The sequence below is a fragment of the Halomonas chromatireducens genome (assembly GCF_001545155.1).
Classification (GTDB): domain Bacteria; phylum Pseudomonadota; class Gammaproteobacteria; order Pseudomonadales; family Halomonadaceae; genus Halomonas; species Halomonas chromatireducens.
Map to the genome: position 1 here is coordinate 1,301,854 of NZ_CP014226.1, position 15,313 is coordinate 1,317,166.

The 15,313-nt window shown below is 63.8% G+C and carries 14 protein-coding genes; 10 read left to right on the forward strand and 4 right to left on the reverse strand.

Translation table 11 applies throughout. The features are described 5' to 3' along the window. The first annotated feature begins 94 nt into the window (after positions 1-94). Positions 95-1,747 carry a bifunctional protein-serine/threonine kinase/phosphatase gene (locus tag LOKO_RS06155; RefSeq protein ID WP_417935392.1) on the forward strand — a complete coding sequence of 551 codons (1,653 nt, stop codon included), beginning with the start codon at positions 95-97 and terminating at the stop codon, positions 1,745-1,747. 90 nt (positions 1,748-1,837) lie between these two features. Here LOKO_RS06155 and LOKO_RS06160 read toward each other — a convergent pair whose 3' ends face one another. Then, positions 1,838-3,097, reverse strand: coding sequence for a 6-phosphofructokinase (locus tag LOKO_RS06160; protein WP_066446390.1), 1,260 nt, complete (start codon positions 3,095-3,097; stop codon positions 1,838-1,840). Between the two features lie 190 nt (positions 3,098-3,287). Between LOKO_RS06160 and mpl the strand changes: the two genes are divergently transcribed. Genes mpl through LOKO_RS06175 form a run of 3 tightly spaced genes read left to right on the forward strand, consistent with a single transcriptional unit; the run spans position 3,288 to position 5,942 of the window. Then, complete coding sequence (mpl, locus tag LOKO_RS06165; RefSeq protein ID WP_066446393.1) at positions 3,288-4,667, forward strand: UDP-N-acetylmuramate:L-alanyl-gamma-D-glutamyl-meso-diaminopimelate ligase; 1,380 nt, start codon at positions 3,288-3,290, stop codon at positions 4,665-4,667. Then, positions 4,660-5,322 carry a flavin prenyltransferase UbiX gene (locus tag LOKO_RS06170; protein ID WP_066446396.1) on the forward strand — a complete coding sequence of 221 codons (663 nt, stop codon included), beginning with the start codon at positions 4,660-4,662 and terminating at the stop codon, positions 5,320-5,322. The genes mpl and LOKO_RS06170 overlap by 8 nt, the downstream gene beginning before the upstream one ends. Beyond that, positions 5,319-5,942, forward strand: a complete 624-nt coding sequence (locus LOKO_RS06175) for a LysE family translocator (protein ID WP_066446402.1) — start codon at positions 5,319-5,321, stop codon at positions 5,940-5,942. The genes LOKO_RS06170 and LOKO_RS06175 overlap by 4 nt, the downstream gene beginning before the upstream one ends. Positions 5,943-5,960: 18 nt before the next feature. Here LOKO_RS06175 and LOKO_RS06180 read toward each other — a convergent pair whose 3' ends face one another. The 3 genes from LOKO_RS06180 to LOKO_RS06190 are packed head-to-tail and all read right to left on the reverse strand — an operon-like array spanning position 5,961 to position 9,193. Continuing rightward, positions 5,961-7,364 carry a bifunctional DedA family/phosphatase PAP2 family protein gene (locus tag LOKO_RS06180; RefSeq protein ID WP_066446405.1) on the reverse strand — a complete coding sequence of 468 codons (1,404 nt, stop codon included), beginning with the start codon at positions 7,362-7,364 and terminating at the stop codon, positions 5,961-5,963. 31 nt (positions 7,365-7,395) lie between these two features. Beyond that, positions 7,396-8,331: a diguanylate cyclase domain-containing protein gene (locus LOKO_RS06185; RefSeq protein WP_066446407.1), complete on the reverse strand. Its 936-nt coding sequence runs from the start codon at positions 8,329-8,331 to the stop codon at positions 7,396-7,398. Next, positions 8,321-9,193 carry a hypothetical protein gene (locus LOKO_RS06190; protein ID WP_066446410.1) on the reverse strand — a complete coding sequence of 291 codons (873 nt, stop codon included), beginning with the start codon at positions 9,191-9,193 and terminating at the stop codon, positions 8,321-8,323. Before LOKO_RS06190 ends, LOKO_RS06185 begins: the two co-directional genes overlap by 11 nt. A gap of 95 nt (positions 9,194-9,288) precedes the next feature. On the opposite strand from LOKO_RS06190, the gene LOKO_RS06195 reads away from it, so the two are divergent. From LOKO_RS06195 to rodA, 6 genes are all read left to right on the forward strand, one after another. After that, complete coding sequence (locus LOKO_RS06195; protein WP_066446412.1) at positions 9,289-10,593, forward strand: glutamate-5-semialdehyde dehydrogenase; 1,305 nt, start codon at positions 9,289-9,291, stop codon at positions 10,591-10,593. 44 nt (positions 10,594-10,637) lie between these two features. After that, positions 10,638-11,285 carry a nicotinate-nucleotide adenylyltransferase gene (nadD, locus tag LOKO_RS06200; RefSeq protein WP_066446415.1) on the forward strand — a complete coding sequence of 216 codons (648 nt, stop codon included), beginning with the start codon at positions 10,638-10,640 and terminating at the stop codon, positions 11,283-11,285. 67 nt (positions 11,286-11,352) lie between these two features. Continuing rightward, positions 11,353-11,715 carry a ribosome silencing factor gene (rsfS, locus tag LOKO_RS06205; protein ID WP_066446420.1) on the forward strand — a complete coding sequence of 121 codons (363 nt, stop codon included), beginning with the start codon at positions 11,353-11,355 and terminating at the stop codon, positions 11,713-11,715. Then, positions 11,712-12,179, forward strand: a complete 468-nt coding sequence (gene rlmH, locus LOKO_RS06210; protein WP_066446423.1) for a 23S rRNA (pseudouridine(1915)-N(3))-methyltransferase RlmH — start codon at positions 11,712-11,714, stop codon at positions 12,177-12,179. The genes rsfS and rlmH overlap by 4 nt, the downstream gene beginning before the upstream one ends. Positions 12,180-12,220: 41 nt before the next feature. Further along, entirely contained in the window at positions 12,221-14,128 is a 1,908-nt protein-coding gene (gene mrdA / locus LOKO_RS06215) for a penicillin-binding protein 2 (RefSeq protein ID WP_066446425.1), read from the forward strand. 3 nt (positions 14,129-14,131) lie between these two features. Next, entirely contained in the window at positions 14,132-15,292 is a 1,161-nt protein-coding gene (gene rodA / locus LOKO_RS06220; protein WP_066446427.1) for a rod shape-determining protein RodA, read from the forward strand. The last annotated feature ends 21 nt before the right edge of the window (positions 15,293-15,313 follow it).

Genomic DNA, 15,313 nt, shown 5'->3' on the forward strand with positions numbered 1-15,313 from the left:
AAATCGTGAGGAGCGTGCCTTGGTACCTACCCAGCTGTCACTGAATGTCGGTCAGGCTTTCGTGGCCCCGGATCGGCGTCGCCACCGCAGTTCCATGTCAGTACGTATACCCGATGAGGCGGGGCAGCTCACGGCGAAGGGCGCCTGCGCCCTGATCAGCGATACCAGCTCGCGCAATGCCATCGCCAAGCAGGCGGGTGACCTCAGCGTGCGAGGCTTTCTTGCCGACTATTTTTCAACTCCCGATCATTGGGACGTCAAGACATCGGCGACACGAGTGCTGCGCGCATTGAATGGCTGGTGCTACAGCCAGAGCACCTTCGTCGAAGATGGTAGCTACGTCGCTTCGCTTTCCGCCATGGTGTTTCGAGCTCGCGAGGCTCATCTCTTTCATATGGGAGATACCCTGGTCTTTCGCCTGCGTGGGGCGGAATTCGAGCAGCTTTCGCGGGACCACATTACCGACCTGGGCGGGTATCGCTACCCCTCCAGGGCGCTGGGCCTGGATGGCAGCATCGATATCGATTACCTGCAGCTTCCCCTCAAGCAGGGCGATATCTTCCTGTTCACGACCCAGGCGGTGCGGGGTACGCTGATGCCCTCGGATTATGTCCAACTGATTCGCGAGGATGCCAGCGATCTGGATGCCGCCTGCGAACGACTCGCCAGCGCGGCGCGTGACCGTGCCCAGTCCCGGGGCTATGGTGCCGATCAGTTCTGCTTTCAACTGGTGCGCATCGACCAGTTACCGGAAGAGGGCCGTGACCACCCTGGGCGCATCTACGGTGACCTGCCGATCCCCCCGGAATTGTCGCCCGGCGAACGCATTGATGGCCTGGAGATCCAGGAAGTGTTGTCGCGCACCGCACAATCCCGGGTCTATCGAGTGCGTGACACACGCACCGAGCGCGAGATGGTGATGAAGGCCCCGAGTCCTGAACTCTCGAACCGCAATGCCTACCTGGAACACTTCCTGCTGCAGCAATGGGTGGTGGAGAGGGTCAAGTCGCCCTTCGTGGCTCGTGTCATGGAGCCCTCCCGTCCGCGACGCTACCTCTACTACCTCATGGTCTACGTAGATGGGGTGACACTGTCTGACTGGGCCAGGCGCCATCCCCAGGCCAGCCTGGCGCAGCGCCTGGACATTGCGATTCAGCTGGGCAAGGCGGTGCAGGCACTCCACCATCGAGACCTGCTGCATCAGCGCATTCACCCCGACAATGTCCTGATCGATACCCACGGCCAGGTCGTGCTGACCGATTTCAGTGCCTGTCACATGCGTGACCTGGAGGGGCATCGCCGCTCCCGCGAACTGGCGCGTCAGCTCGGGCTCAGCGAACACAGCGCACCTGAGTATGCGCTGGATGACAGTGTCGGCCGGCGCAGCGATCAATACTCCCTGGCTTCCACCGTCTACTGGCTGTTGACCGACAAGCTGCCCTACGAGCTGGCCCCGAATCAGCTGCGCGGCCATACCGACCTGGAGCAACTGAGCTACCGCAGTGCCCGGCTGTTCAATCCGGAGATCACGCTTGAACTGGACGACACCTTGCGGCGGGCACTGGATCCGCAGCGTCCGCTGCGCTTCCGGCGCATGTCGGAGTTTCTCTATGCGTTGCGTCACCATGACGGGAAGGGCCGGACTGCAGTGAAATCCTCTCGCCTGCTGCGCGAGCCAGCCAATTTCTGGCAGGGTATCGCCGGGATCCTGCTGCTGTTACTGGTATTGTCCTGGCTGCTGAGGTGATGTCATGACAAGCCACGGGCTGGCCATGCCTGGCCAGCCCGTTCGGGCCCCACTACACCCTGATGTCGGCTGAGGCGCCTGTAACGCTCTTCAGAGCTTGAACTCCGCCAGTTTGCGCTCGACCTTGGCGAGCTTGAGGCGGGCGACCTTTGGCAGGCCGTTCTCGTAGGGGGGATAGTCCTCACCCTGAATCAGTGGCAACAGGTACTGGCGGCACGCCGCGGTGATGCCGAAACCATCTTCGCGGATGTACTCGGCGGGCATGAACTTCTCGCGGTTGGCCACATCGGCCAAAGGTGCGGCTTCGATGCGCCACTCATAGGGCGTTTCGCTGACTCGCTTGATGGCCGGCATCATCGAGTTTTTGCCTTCGATGGCCAGCTCCACCGCCTTCTGCCCAACCGCATAGGCCTGCTCGACATCGGTCCTCGAGGCCAGGTGGCGTGCGGCTCGCTGCAGGTAGTCGGCAACGGCCCAGTGGTACTTGTAGCCCAGATCCTGCTTGACCATGCCTGCAAGAGTAGGTGCCACCCCGCCCAGCTGGCGATGACCGAAGGCGTCGGTATTGCCCGAATCCGCCAGGAAGGTGCCATCCTCGTAGCGTGCGCCCTCGGATACCACGATCACGCAGTAGCCGTACTTCTGCACCGCCTCTTCCACCCGGGCCATGACCCGGGCGCGATCGAAGGCCACCTCGGGAAAGATCACCAGATGGGGCGGCTCGCCTTCCCCGTTCCCGGCAAGTGCCCCGGCAGCTGCGATCCAGCCGGCGTGCCGTCCCATGACCTCGAGGACGAAGACCTTGGTGGAGGTGGCGCACATGGAGGCGATATCCAGCGAGGCCTCGAGCGTGGAGGTGGCGATGTACTTGGCCACACTGCCGAAACCCGGCGAGTTGTCGGTGATCGGCAGATCGTTGTCGACGGTCTTGGGCACATGAATCGCGGTCAAGGGGTAGCCGAGCTTTTCGGAGAGCTGGGATACCTTGAGGCAGGTGTCCGCACTGTCGCCGCCGCCGTTATAGAAGAAGTAGCGGATGTCGTGGGCGCGGAAGACCTCGATCAGGCGTTCGTACTGGGTACGATGCGTCTCGATATCCTTGAGCTTGTAGCGACAGGAACCGAAGGCGCCGCCGGGCGTATGACGCAGAGCAGAGATGGTTTCGTCGCTCTCCTGGCTGACGTCGATCAGGTCCTCGGTGAGGGCGCCGATGATGCCGTTGTGTCCGGCATAGACCTTGCCGATGCGGTCGGAGTGACGCTTGCAGGCTTCGATCACTCCACAGGCGCTGGCGTTGATCACGGCGGTGACACCGCCCGACTGGGCATAGAAGGCGTTATGCTGGGCCATGGGGCTTGCGTGCTCCTGATCTCGTGCGGGGGAATGGTCCGTTTCATGCTTCACGAAAAGGCGCATTATTCTAGTCGAAAGTCGGCGAGGCTGCACGCCGCTGGAGGCGTGTCGTCGGGCCGTGATAGTCTGCCGACTCTTCTGTGTAGGGCCTTGGCGCCCGTTTTCCTGTCGATAAGGTCGGATTCTGATGCACCTTCACATTCTCGGCATCTGTGGCACATTCATGGGCAGTCTGGCGCTGTTGGCTCGCGAACTGGGGTTCCAGGTCAGCGGTTCGGATACCGATGTCTATCCACCCATGAGCACCCAGCTGGAGGAGGCCGGCATCGCGCTGCGTGAGGGGTATGATGCGGCCAATCTCGTCCCACGGCCGGACCTGGTGATCGTCGGCAATGCGCTCTCTCGCGGCAACCTCGAGGTAGAGGCGGTGTTGAACCAGGGGCTGCCCTACGTGTCCGGCCCCCAGTGGCTGGCTGAGCATGTGCTGCCGGGGCGGCGGGTCATCGCCGTGGCCGGCACCCATGGCAAAACCACCACGGCGAGCCTGCTGGCCTGGCTGCTGGAATCTGCCGGCCTTGAACCGGGCTTCCTGATCGGCGGGGTGCCACGCAACTTCGGCATCTCGGCACGCCTCGGGGCGGCGGACGCCCCCTTTGTGGTCGAGGCCGACGAGTACGATACGGCCTTCTTCGACAAGCGCTCCAAGTTTGTGCATTACCGCCCGGAGATCGCCATTCTCGGCAATCTGGAATTCGACCATGCGGATATCTTTGCCGACCTCGCCGCCATCGAACGACAGTTCCATCACCTGGTGAGAACCGTCCCCGGTCGCGGCAGGCTGCTGGTGGCCGATGATGAGCCGGCCCTCGACCGTGTTCTTGCGCAGGGATGCTGGACGCCCGTCGAACGATTGGGTGCCGCGCCCTCGAGCCCCTGGCGGTTCGCGCTGGAGCGCGACGATGCGAGTCGCTTTCGGGTGATTCACCAGCAGGCGGAAATCGATGAGGATGCGGTGGTCGACTGGCCGTTGACGGGTACCCATAACGCACGCAATGCCCTGGCGGCCCTTGCGGCGGGCCATGTGTGCGGCGTCGACCTGGCCCGGGGCTGTGCGGCGCTGGCACGCTTCGAGACGCCGCGGCGGCGCCAGGAGGTGCGTGGCGAGGTGGCCGGCATCCAGGTCATCGATGATTTCGCCCACCACCCCACGGCGATCGCGACAACCCTCGAAGGGCTGCGCGCCGCCACGACACGGGGACGGCTGCTGGCGGTGATCGAGCCGCGCTCCAATACCATGCGCCTGGGCACCTTGAGCGACCGGTTGGCGGCGAGCGTCGCCGCTGCCGACCAGAGCTTCTGGTATCAGCCTGCCGGCCTCGACTGGTCGCTGGAACCGATATTGGCGGCCATACCCGAGCCGGCCCGGCTGGTCTCGGATATCGATGCGCTGGTCGCGGCACTGGTGGCCGAGGCCAGGCCGCTGGACCGTATCGTGGTGATGTCCAACGGCGGATTTGGCGGCATTCATGAAAAGCTGCTGGCGGCCCTGGAGGTGGCACATGGCTGAAGCAAAGTCGGATAAGGGCTTCAAGGCGGCGGTCACCGTTGCCATTACCGGCGCTTCGGGGGCTCAGTACGGGCTGCGCCTGATCGAGGCGCTGGTGGCGGCTGAACATGAAGTGTGGGTGATGGTGTCCAAGGCGGCGCATCTGGTGATCGCCACCGAGACCGACCGGGAGCTGCCGGCGAGGCCCGAACGCCTGGCTCAGGCGCTGACCGAGCGCAGCGCCGCGGCGCCGGGCCAGATTCGCTGCTTCGGACGCGAGGACTGGATGGCCCCGGTGGCCTCCGGCTCCGGGGCGTCGTCTGCCATGGTGATCTGCCCCTGCTCCACCGGAACGCTGTCGGCCGTGGCCACCGGCGCGAGCAACAATCTGATCGAGCGGGCCGCCGACGTGGCGCTCAAGGAGCGTCGTAATCTGATCCTGGTACCCCGCGAAACCCCGCTGTCGGCGATCCATCTCGAGCACATGCTGGCGCTGTCGCGGCTTGGTGCTGTGATCCTGCCCGCCGCGCCGGGGTTCTACCATCGGCCACAGGGCATCGACGACCTGATCGATTTCATTGTTGCCCGAATCCTCAATCAGCTCCGCATCGACCACCGGCTGATGCCCCGCTGGGGGGAGCCGCAAGGTGAAGAGAGCGATGGAGAGAATGCTTGATCAAATTGTCGATCCTGTCGGTCTTCATCCCGACCTTCCTTTTCGTTTCGCTGACGCCCGGCATGTGCATGACGCTTTCCATGGTGCTGGGGATGACCCAGGGGGTGAAGCGCACGCTGTGGATGATGGCCGGCGAGCTGGTGGGTGTGGGTCTGGTGGCCGCCGCCGCTGGTGCCGGTGTCGCCGCGCTGATGCTGCGCCAGCCGGAGCTCTTCGCCCTGTTCAAGTGGGTGGGGGGCGTCTATCTGGGCTATCTGGGCGTGATGATGTGGCGCTCTCGGGGGCGCATGGCAATCCCCCTCGAAAACGTCGACCTGCCCCCGGCCTCACGCGGCCAGTTGGCGCTGCAGGGCTTCATCACGGCGGTAGCCAATCCCAAGGGCTGGGCCTTCTTCGTGGCACTTCTGCCGCCCTTCCTGGATGCGTCGCGCAGCCTGGCAGGCCAGTTGGCCGTTCTGATCACGCTCATACTGGTGATCGAATTCATCTGTCTATTACTGTATGCCGCCGGAGGGCGAGGTTTGCGTCGTGCGCTTGGCGAGAGCGGCAATGTGAGGCTCCTCAATCGTATCGCCGGGACGCTGATGGTCGGCGTCGGCCTTTGGTTGGCGCTGGGCTGAGGTGTAACCGGGCAGCGTCTATACCGGTGGCAGCCAGGCCACCCTCGCCCCCACCAGGACCAAAGACGCCGCGGCCAGCGCGAGCCAGGGGCATGGCGTCAGCGCCGGGCGAGGCTGGTTTTGCCACGAGAGGCGGACGAGCGCGCAGACTACCAACCCCAGCAGGGCGCCGCCGATCAGGTCGCTTAGCCAATGTACGCCAATGACCAGGCGCGAGAAGGCCATCGGTAGTGCCAGTGCAATGGCAACCCAGTAGGCCCAGAATCGTTTCTGACGCGGCAGTCCCTGTGCAAGGAAGGCGGCGGCCAGGCCATAGAGCACCACGGCGGAGGAGGCATGGGCGCTCGGGTAAGCCAGCGAACCGGTGAGGTAGTCCGGCGTATCCGGTCTCGGCCGGCCGATTATCGCTTTGCCCAGTGTATTGAGCAGGGCGATGGCGCCCAGCCCGGCGGCAAGATGAAGGAGAGCTGCCAGGTGCCGCCTCGCCAGCAGCCAGAGACCCCAGGGAATGACCAGTGCCAGAATGCCATACATGTCGCCGACACGCGCCAACAGCTGGCCGAAAGCGGGCAATACCGGCACCGCCAGGCTGTCGAACAGGGCATGTACCTTGAGATCGAGATCGAAGGGGCCGCGCTGTCGTATCACGGCGATGGTCAGTCCCGAGAGCCCGCCCAGCGAGAAAATCAGCAGTAGCCAGCTTGCCAGCGGTATCTCGCCGCTGCTACGCCAGCTGTGCGTCAGCCACAGGCGTCGCATCACCGGGTGGCGCCGAGCGACGCTTGCCAGCAGGCGATAGAGCCGACCGCTGCGGCTGAACTGATGACGCAGCCAGGAAAAGATGAATCCCAGCGCTACCACCAGGAGTGTCAGGGTGATCAGTAGGCCACCCAGGCCGGGAGGCAGGCCGAGCAGCTGTTGCCAGGTCTGGCCGAGCAGGTAGCCAGGGAGAACATAGGCCGGTGCCCAAAGAGCCGCCGAGGCCAGGTTGGCCCAGACGAAGGCGCGCGGGGACATCTGCAGCATGCCGGCAATGAGCGGTATCACCGGGCGCACCGGGCCGACGAAGCGCCCGAAGAACACCGAGAGACTGCCATAGCGCTGGAAGAACCGGGCGCCTCTGGCCAGCCACTCCGGGTGGCGCGAGAAAGGCCAGAGCCGTGTGACCCGTTCTCGTTGTGTGTAGCCCAGGATGAAGCTCAGTCCGTCTCCGATCACCGCGCCAATGAATGCTGCCAGCAGGATAGCGGCGATGCCCATGTCCTGGTGTCCAGCCAGTGATGCGGCCGCGGTGATCAGAACCACACCGGGCAACAGTAGGCCCACCAGTGCCAGGGATTCGAGCAGGGCAATGAGGCCAATAATGAACAGCAGCATTCCCGGCGAGGGAGCGAACAGGTACAGGGTCTCGGTCAGGCTCAAGCATCGGCTCCTTGATAGCGGTCGGCATATGTCAATGCTCTGTAAGGCGACGTGTCAGGATCTGCAGGCGCTGCTCGAAGCGCGTCCATGACTCCCCAGCGAAGCGCTGACAGAGCAGGGTCGGCGCACGCAGTGGGCCGGTGTCCACGAGCACCGTCCGGTTGATGGCCTCCTCGATGCGCTGCTGCACCATTTGTGCGCCGCTTTCGCCGGTATCGGGCAGTACCAGCCAGAATGTAGCCGCGCTGTGGCGTCCCAGAAAGTCATGACGCCGTGAACAGCGATTGGTCTCTCGGCATAGAGTATCCAGCAGCGCTTGACGTGCTCGGCTGCCGAACTGTTCGCTGGCCATCTCCAGCTGAGGCAGATGTATGATCAGGACGGCAAGCGGCTGGTGAAGCAGTTCGGTGCGCTGATACTCGCTGGCGAGGAGCTCGTCGAGAGTCTCCTTGGCCAGGGCGTTGCATTGGGGGTCCCTGGGATCGGTGGCCTTGAGCAGGGCCTCCTGTCGGCTCTGCTCCCAGGGCGCCAGAGCCGCAACGACCATCAGGGCGAGGTAACCGAGGGCCAGTTCGCTGTTGAGTTGCCCATCGTTGACCAGAACCAGCCACACCGGAGCCAGCAGGATGTTCAGCAGTATGGCCGGGGGCAGAGGCACCAGCAGCAGCGTCAGTAGCGGCGCCAGGCCGGCCCAGAAGGGGGCGGCGTTATCCAGTTGGGGGAGCTCCAGCGCCAGCATCAGATAACCGGCTATCAGCACCAGGTAGGCCGAAAGGCGCGCGTTGCTGGTCAGTGCAAGGCGTAGCAGCATGGCGACCATGATGAGCAGGGCCAGGATGGCAGGGATCAGGATGCGGTCATAGTCGCCCATGAGATAATGCCACAGGGCGTAGCCTCCCAGCAGCAGGGCGCCAGCGGCATAGGCAATGACTGTGCGGGTCGACGACCACTTGCTCTCATGGTCCATGGCTGGGCTCCGGATCGATCGCAAGGGCGTTTTGCTGTTGCTCGAACCTCGCCAGCTGTTCGTTGAGGGAACCTGCGACCTCGAGGGTGGTGAAGCGAGCCTTCACCGGGGCGCGCAAGCCGTCGAGTAGCGCCTTGCGACGTGACCGGGCCTGTTCCTGGTCCCGGCTCAGCAGCAGGGCAGCCAGTGTTCGCTGATTGAGTCGATAGCATGTCTCGAAGTCGTGGGTCTGCCGGCACAGGTCCTGGGCAAGCGGCCAAAGCTGATGGCGCGATGTGCCGAGCAGCAGCAATTCCCCATGCACCCCTTCACGCCGGCAGCGCGCCCGTTCGCGACGCAGGTCGGTAGCCAGTTGATGCGCGGTCCAGAGCGGAAGCCCGGGTGCCAGGCGAACGCGCTGGCGTGAGGCGAGTCGCTGCGGCTGGCGCTGAAGGTTGCGTGCCAGCCCGAGCAGCATCAGCGTCAATAGAAGCAGGCCCGAGAAGAAGGACTGTTCGAAGCCGAGTACGCCGATGAGAGACCACCAGGTAAGACCTGCCAGGATGAAGGTGAGGCCCAGCATCCACCTTGGCTGAGGCAGCATCAGCAGGGCCGGCCAGCCCCAGATCCATAGGGCATGACGCTCGGGGTCCGTCCATAGCAGGCCGGCGAGCAAGAGGCCTGGCAGCAGCTGCCAGGGTACCGTGGCGGGCCGCCGGTGGCTGAATTCGAGCAGGGACGCAGTCACCGTCAGACAGGCCACAGCCAGCCACAGTAGCAAGGCGCTGGCGAAAAGCTCCGTCCGGTAGGCCAGAAGGGCCAGAAGCAGTGCCGCGACCAAGAGGTTCAGGCGCATCAGTCCGACTTTGTACTTGCTTTGCATGGTGCCTTACTATCTATGGTGATCGACACGAAGTTGCGCCAGTATAACGTCCACAGCCCCCTCTGAGGCTGTAGTCCAGGAGATATTGATACCGCATGTCCGCTTACGTCTCTCGAACCGAAACCGCCGCCGACCAGGCCATTGGCGATGTCGATAGCTACATGGTGCGCCTGGGTCAGGCTGCACGTGCCGCTGCCACGCAAATGCGCCGGGCCGTCACCGCCGACAAGAACGGCGCCCTGCAGGCCATGGCCGATCAACTTCAGCATCGCCGCGGTGAGATACTCGCCGCCAATGAAAGGGACCTGGCCAGTGGTCGCGACAGTGGGCTCGATGCTGCCCTGCTCGATCGACTCGCACTTGATGATGGACGACTGGACGCCATGGTGGAAGGCCTCCGGCAGGTCGCGGCCCTGCCCGATCCGGTGGGGGAGATCGATGGCATGCGGATGCGCCCCAGTGGTATCCAGGTCGGCCAGATGCGGGTGCCACTGGGTGTGATCGGCATCATCTACGAGTCGCGCCCCAATGTGACCCTCGAGGCTGCCAGCCTGTGCCTCAAGTCCGGCAATGCCTGCATACTTCGCGGTGGTTCGGAGGCTCGCGAGTCAAACGCTGCCATCTCCGCCTGTATCAGTGCGGGCCTGCTTGAGGCCGGGCTGCCCGACGCCGCGGTACAGGTGGTGGCCACAACGGATCGCGCCGCCGTGGGCCGCCTGATCGCCATGCCGGAGTACGTGGATGTGATCATTCCCCGCGGCGGAAAGTCGCTGATCGAGCGCATCACCCGAGAGGCGCGTGTGCCGGTGATCAAGCACCTGGATGGTGTCTGCCATGTTTATGTTGATGCCACCGCCGATCCGGAAAAGGCCATGGCCATCGCGATCAATGCCAAGACCCAGCGCTACGGCACCTGCAACACCATGGAGACGCTGCTGATCGATGCGCCGCTGGCCGACTCGCTCCTGCCCCGGCTGGCCGACGCCTATGCCGAGCATGGGGTCGAGTTGCGTGGCTGCGAGCGGACGTGCCGTGTGCTTAACAGTGCCACCCCCGCCAGCGAGGAGGACTGGGAAGCCGAGTACCTGGCGCCGGTGCTGGCGATTCGCGTGGTCGACGGCATGGAGGCGGCGATAGCGCATATCGAACGCTACGGCTCGCACCATACCGACGCCATCGTCACCGAGCACTATGGCCTGGCTCGTCGCTTCATGACCGAAGTCGATTCCAGTTCGGTGATGGTCAATGCCTCGACCCGGTTCGCCGACGGCTTCGAGTATGGCCTTGGTGCGGAAATCGGGGTCTCCACCGACAAGCTGCACGCCCGTGGCCCGGTGGGCCTTGAAGGCCTCACCACACGCAAGTACGTGGTGCTGGGCGACGGCCAGGTCAGAGGGTGAGCCGACGGGACCCGGGAGCCTCGGCTGGCCAGGGGGGCGTGGCTATGCCGCAGCGTATCGGCATGCTGGGCGGGACCTTCGACCCGGTGCATCTGGGCCACCTGCGCAGCGCCGTCGAATTGCGTGAATGCCTGAGTCTCGACCGGGTGCATATGGTGCCCGCCAGCATGCCGCCGCTGCGTGACAAGCCCACGGTACCGCCTGAAGAGCGTCTCGCTCTGCTGAGGCTGGGCATCGGCCGGACACCGGGCCTGATGGCCGATGCCCGTGAGCTCGAACGCCACGGACCTTCCTACAGCGCCGATACCCTGGCCAGCCTGCGGGAGGAGTACGGCGCCCAGGCGCGGCTGGTAATGGCGCTGGGGCATGACGCCTTCCTCCGGCTGGCGGAGTGGCGAACGCCGGATCGCCTCTTCGAGCTGGCCCATCTGGTGGTAATCGATCGCCCGGATCATGAGGCACCATTGCCCGATACCCTGGCAGAACTGATCGCCCGGCGGGAGGTCGATAGCTGTGAGGCACTGTTTCAGCACCCTTCGGGAAGCCTGTTGCGTCTGGCACTGCCGACGCGAATGGCGATCTCGGCCACCGAAGTGCGTCGCCGGCTTGCCGCAGGCAGCAGTATCCGCTATCTGCTCCCCGAGGCCGTAGAGGCGCGAATTCACGAAAGAGCACTATATCGGCAGCATTGAACGCTGCCAGGGGCCGCGCAAGACGCTACAATGGGCACCGACCAAGACTTCCCGTTGACGAGGGGCTATGCACAACGATTCGCTCAAGACATTGGTGGTAGATGCACTGGATGACCTCAAGGCCAAGGACGTGGCCATGTTGGACGTATCGCGACTCACCAGCGTGACCGACCTGATGATTGTGGCTAGCGGGACTTCCACCCGGCATGTGGCAGCGCTGGCCAACCACATTGTCGAGCAGTCCAAGGCCGGTGGCCACCCGCCTCTGGGTGTGGAAGGGCAGGCCGGCTCCGACTGGGTGCTGGTGGACCTCGGTGATCTGGTGGTGCATGTGATGCTTCCCGAAACCCGCCAACTGTATGACCTTGAGCGTCTCTGGGCCGACCTGCCAAGTGATATGGAGCCCAGAGAGGAGCATGGTAGCGCATGAGAATCCGCCTGCTGGCGGTGGGCACGCGCATGCCTTCCTGGGTCAATACGGGCGTGGAGGAGTACCGCAAACGCCTGCCCCGGGATTTTGCCCTGGAGATTGAGGAAATTGCCCCGGGGCAGCGAGGCAAGAATGCCGATGTGACGCGTGCAGTCACATTGGAGGCGCAGCGTATTCGCGAGCGTCTGAAAGGGGATGAGTTCACTGTGGCGCTGGAAGTCCAGGGCCAGACCTGGAGTACCGAGAGGCTGGCCCGTGAAGGCGAGGCGTGGCGACGTGAAGGTCGTGATGTGGTGCTGATGGTGGGAGGCCCCGATGGCCTCTTGCCGGAGCTCTCCGCCAGTGCCGATCGGCGATGGTCGCTATCGCCGCTCACCCTGCCGCACCCGCTGGTCAGGGTGATCCTGGCCGAGCAATTCTATCGTGCCTGGACCCTGATGGTGGGGCATCCCTATCACCGTTGAACGGTGGTTCCCCGAAATAGTCATTCGAGGTCATAGCCGGCATGCGCGATCGCCGTGACACCCTCAAGAATCCGCAGCAGGAGCTGCGTATCTTTCGAATCCGTTCGCTGCTTGCCGGTTTGCTAATCGTGGCATTGACCGGTCTGCTGATGGGTCGCCTGGTCTACCTCCAGGTAGTGCAGCATGAGGTCTACAGTACCCGCTCTGAAAAGAATCGTGTGCGAGTTGAGCCTCTGCCCCCGACCCGTGGCCTGATTCAGGATCGCAATGGCGTGCTGCTGGCCGAGAACCGGCCCACCTACAACCTGACTCTGATCCGTGAGCGGGTCGAGGACCTGGACGGCACGCTCGACCTCTTGGAAGCCTTGCTGGAATTGTCCCCAGAGGAATCGGATGCCTTTCGGCTGCGCTCACGGCAACGTCAGCGTCCTTTCCAGCCGGCTCTGCTGATGAGTGATTTGGACGAAGCCCAGATCGCGCGTGTTGCGGTCAACCGACATCGTCTGCCGGGCGTCGAGGTCGAAGCCCAACTGCTGCGTTACTACCCCGATGCCAATATCACGGCGCACGCCCTGGGCTATGTTGGTCGCATCAACGCTGAGGAGATGAAGTCGCTGGACCTGGGCCGCTATGCCGGGACGCATTTCATCGGCAAGACCGGGGTCGAGCGCTTCTACGAGGATGTGCTCCATGGTCAGGCAGGGTTACGCAAGGTCGAGACCAACGCGCGCGGGCGGGTTTTGCGCGAGCTGGGGCGTACGGATCCGGTGCCCGGGAAGGATCTGACCCTCACCATCGACATGCAGCTTCAGTCCCTGGCCTATGAGCTGCTCGACGGCCGGCGCGGCTCCATCGTGGCCATTGCCCCCGCCACCGGGGAGATCCTGGCCATGGTTTCGGCCCCGGGTTTTGACAGCAATCAATTCGTTACCGGCATCGACTTCGCCTCCTACCGGGCGTTGCAGGAAGACCTCGACCTGCCGCTGTTCAATCGGGCCATACGTGGCCAGTATCCACCGGGTTCGACCATCAAGCCGTTTCTGGCCATGGCGGGCCTGGCCGAAGGGGTGATCACGCCGGATCGTACCATCAACGATCCCGGCTTCTACCAATTACCCAACGACAGTCGCCGCTATCGCAACTGGCTGCGCTGGGGGCATGGCCGTGTCGACATGGAGCGCTCCATCGCCGTTTCCAATAACACCTACTACTATTCGCTCGCCCATGAACTCGGTATTGATCGGGTGCATGACCAGATGAGTGCCTTCGGCTTCGGGCAGCGGGTAGGGCATGATGTATTCGGCGAAAGCGCCGCCCTTATGCCCTCGCGGGATTGGAAGCGTGGCCGTTTCGGCCAGCCGTGGTACCCGGGTGAAACGCTATCGGTCGGCATTGGCCAGGGTTACTGGCAGGTCACACCGCTGCAGCTGGCCACCGCCACGGCCGTCCTGGCCAATCGAGGCGAGTGGGTAAAGCCTCGCCTGGCCAGCCGTATCGGGGGCGAGTCCGTGGAGATCGCGCTGCCGGACACCCCGCCCGCTCTACCAATCGACAATGATTACTGGTGGGACAGGATATTCTCCGGGATGGAAAAAGTACTCACCGGCCACGAAGGAACGGCCCGTCGTACCGGGGTTGGGCTCGAGTACCGCATGGGAGGCAAGTCAGGCACCGCCCAGGTCTTTTCGCTGGGGCAGGATCAGCGCTATAACGCCGAGGAGCTGGCTGAACGCCTGCGGGACCATGCGCTGTTCATGGCATTTGCACCGTTGGAGGATCCGCAGATTGCCGTGGCGGTGATCGTGGAGAATGCCGGTGGGGGCAGTACCCATGCGGCGCACCTGGCCAGGGCCATGACCGATGCCTGGCTGCTGGATGAAGAGGAAGTGGATGTCGAGCAACTGCGGGAGACAATGGAGAATGAGACCGGCACGATTGCAGGTAACTGATCAATGGCGTTGACGTATCTGACCAGAAGCCTGCGCCGCCGACCGGTGCGTCCACCCGAGAGCGGAATCGCGCGTCGCAAGAGCATCTGGGAGCGTGCTCATCTCGACCCCTGGCTGTTGCTCATGCTGCTGATACTGATGGTGGCCGGCCTGGGCGTGCTTTATAGCGCCAGCGGGCAAAACATGGATGCCGTCATCGCCCAGGGGTCTCGTTTCCTGGTGGCGGTGGTTGTCATGCTAGTGTTGGCGCAGATGACGCCAACCACCTTGTTGCGCTGGGCTCCGCTTGTCTACGGTGCCAGCCTGCTCATGCTGGTGGCGGTCGAGCTGGTGGGTGACATGGGCATGGGCGCGCAGCGCTGGTTGACCATTCCCGGCGTGGTGCGTTTCCAGCCATCGGAGCTGATGAAGCTGGCCATGCCGCTGATGGTGGCAGCGTGGCTGAGCCGGCGTGAGCTGCCTCCCCGCTGGTATGACCTGCTGGTCTGTGGCGTGCTGATCGGTGTCCCGGTATTGCTGATTGCGCGACAGCCTGACCTGGGCACGTCCCTGCTGGTCACCAGTGCTGCGGTATTCGTAGTGCTTCTGGCCGGCCTCTCCTGGCGCTTCATCGCCTTCCTGCTGGTATTGGCCGCCTCCGCCTTGCCGCTGCTGTGGATGAACCTGCACAACTATCAGCGGCAGCGGGTACTCACCTTTCTCAACCCTGAAAGCGATCCGCTGGGGTCCGGCTGGAACATCATCCAGTCGACCACGGCCATCGGCAGTGGCGGCGTATGGGGCAAGGGCTGGCTGCAGGGCACACAGTCCCAGCTGGAGTTTCTGCCTGAGCGGCATACAGACTTCATCGTCGCCGTCTTGGGCGAGGAGTTCGGGCTCGTTGGCATGCTCGTCGTGCTGGTCCTCTACCTGATGATTGTCACCCGCGGTCTCTGGCTGGCGGCAGGGGCACACGACACCTTTGGCCGGCTTCTCGCTGGCAGTATTATCCTGACGTTCTTCATTTATGTCTTCGTCAATGTAGGCATGGTCAGCGGGATCCTGCCGGTGGTCGGCGTCCCCCTGCCGCTGGTCAGTTACGGTGGCACCTCCAGCGTGACCTTGCTGGCAGGTTTCGGTATTCTCATGTCCATTCATGGCCACCGTCGCCTGTTGCCGCGTTAGCGACGGTGAGCGATGGTCATA

Bases quoted from the DNA above. Each gene is read 5' to 3' on its own strand.
- nadD (WP_066446415.1), top strand. From the start codon at position 10,638: ATGCCGCAGCGTATCGGCATGCTGGGCGGGACCTTCGACCCGGTGCAT.
- LOKO_RS06195 (WP_066446412.1), top strand. From the start codon at position 9,289: ATGTCCGCTTACGTCTCTCGAACCGAAACCGCCGCCGACCAGGCCATT.
- LOKO_RS06155 (WP_417935392.1), top strand. From the start codon at position 95: ATGTCAGTACGTATACCCGATGAGGCGGGGCAGCTCACGGCGAAGGGC.
- mpl (WP_066446393.1), top strand. From the start codon at position 3,288: ATGCACCTTCACATTCTCGGCATCTGTGGCACATTCATGGGCAGTCTG.
- LOKO_RS06160 (WP_066446390.1), bottom strand. From the start codon at position 3,097: ATGGCCCAGCATAACGCCTTCTATGCCCAGTCGGGCGGTGTCACCGCC.
- rsfS (WP_066446420.1), top strand. From the start codon at position 11,353: ATGCACAACGATTCGCTCAAGACATTGGTGGTAGATGCACTGGATGAC.
- rlmH (WP_066446423.1), top strand. From the start codon at position 11,712: ATGAGAATCCGCCTGCTGGCGGTGGGCACGCGCATGCCTTCCTGGGTC.
- rodA (WP_066446427.1), top strand. From the start codon at position 14,132: ATGGCGTTGACGTATCTGACCAGAAGCCTGCGCCGCCGACCGGTGCGT.
- LOKO_RS06170 (WP_066446396.1), top strand. From the start codon at position 4,660: ATGGCTGAAGCAAAGTCGGATAAGGGCTTCAAGGCGGCGGTCACCGTT.
- LOKO_RS06185 (WP_066446407.1), bottom strand. From the start codon at position 8,331: ATGGACCATGAGAGCAAGTGGTCGTCGACCCGCACAGTCATTGCCTAT.
- LOKO_RS06190 (WP_066446410.1), bottom strand. From the start codon at position 9,193: ATGCAAAGCAAGTACAAAGTCGGACTGATGCGCCTGAACCTCTTGGTC.
- mrdA (WP_066446425.1), top strand. From the start codon at position 12,221: ATGCGCGATCGCCGTGACACCCTCAAGAATCCGCAGCAGGAGCTGCGT.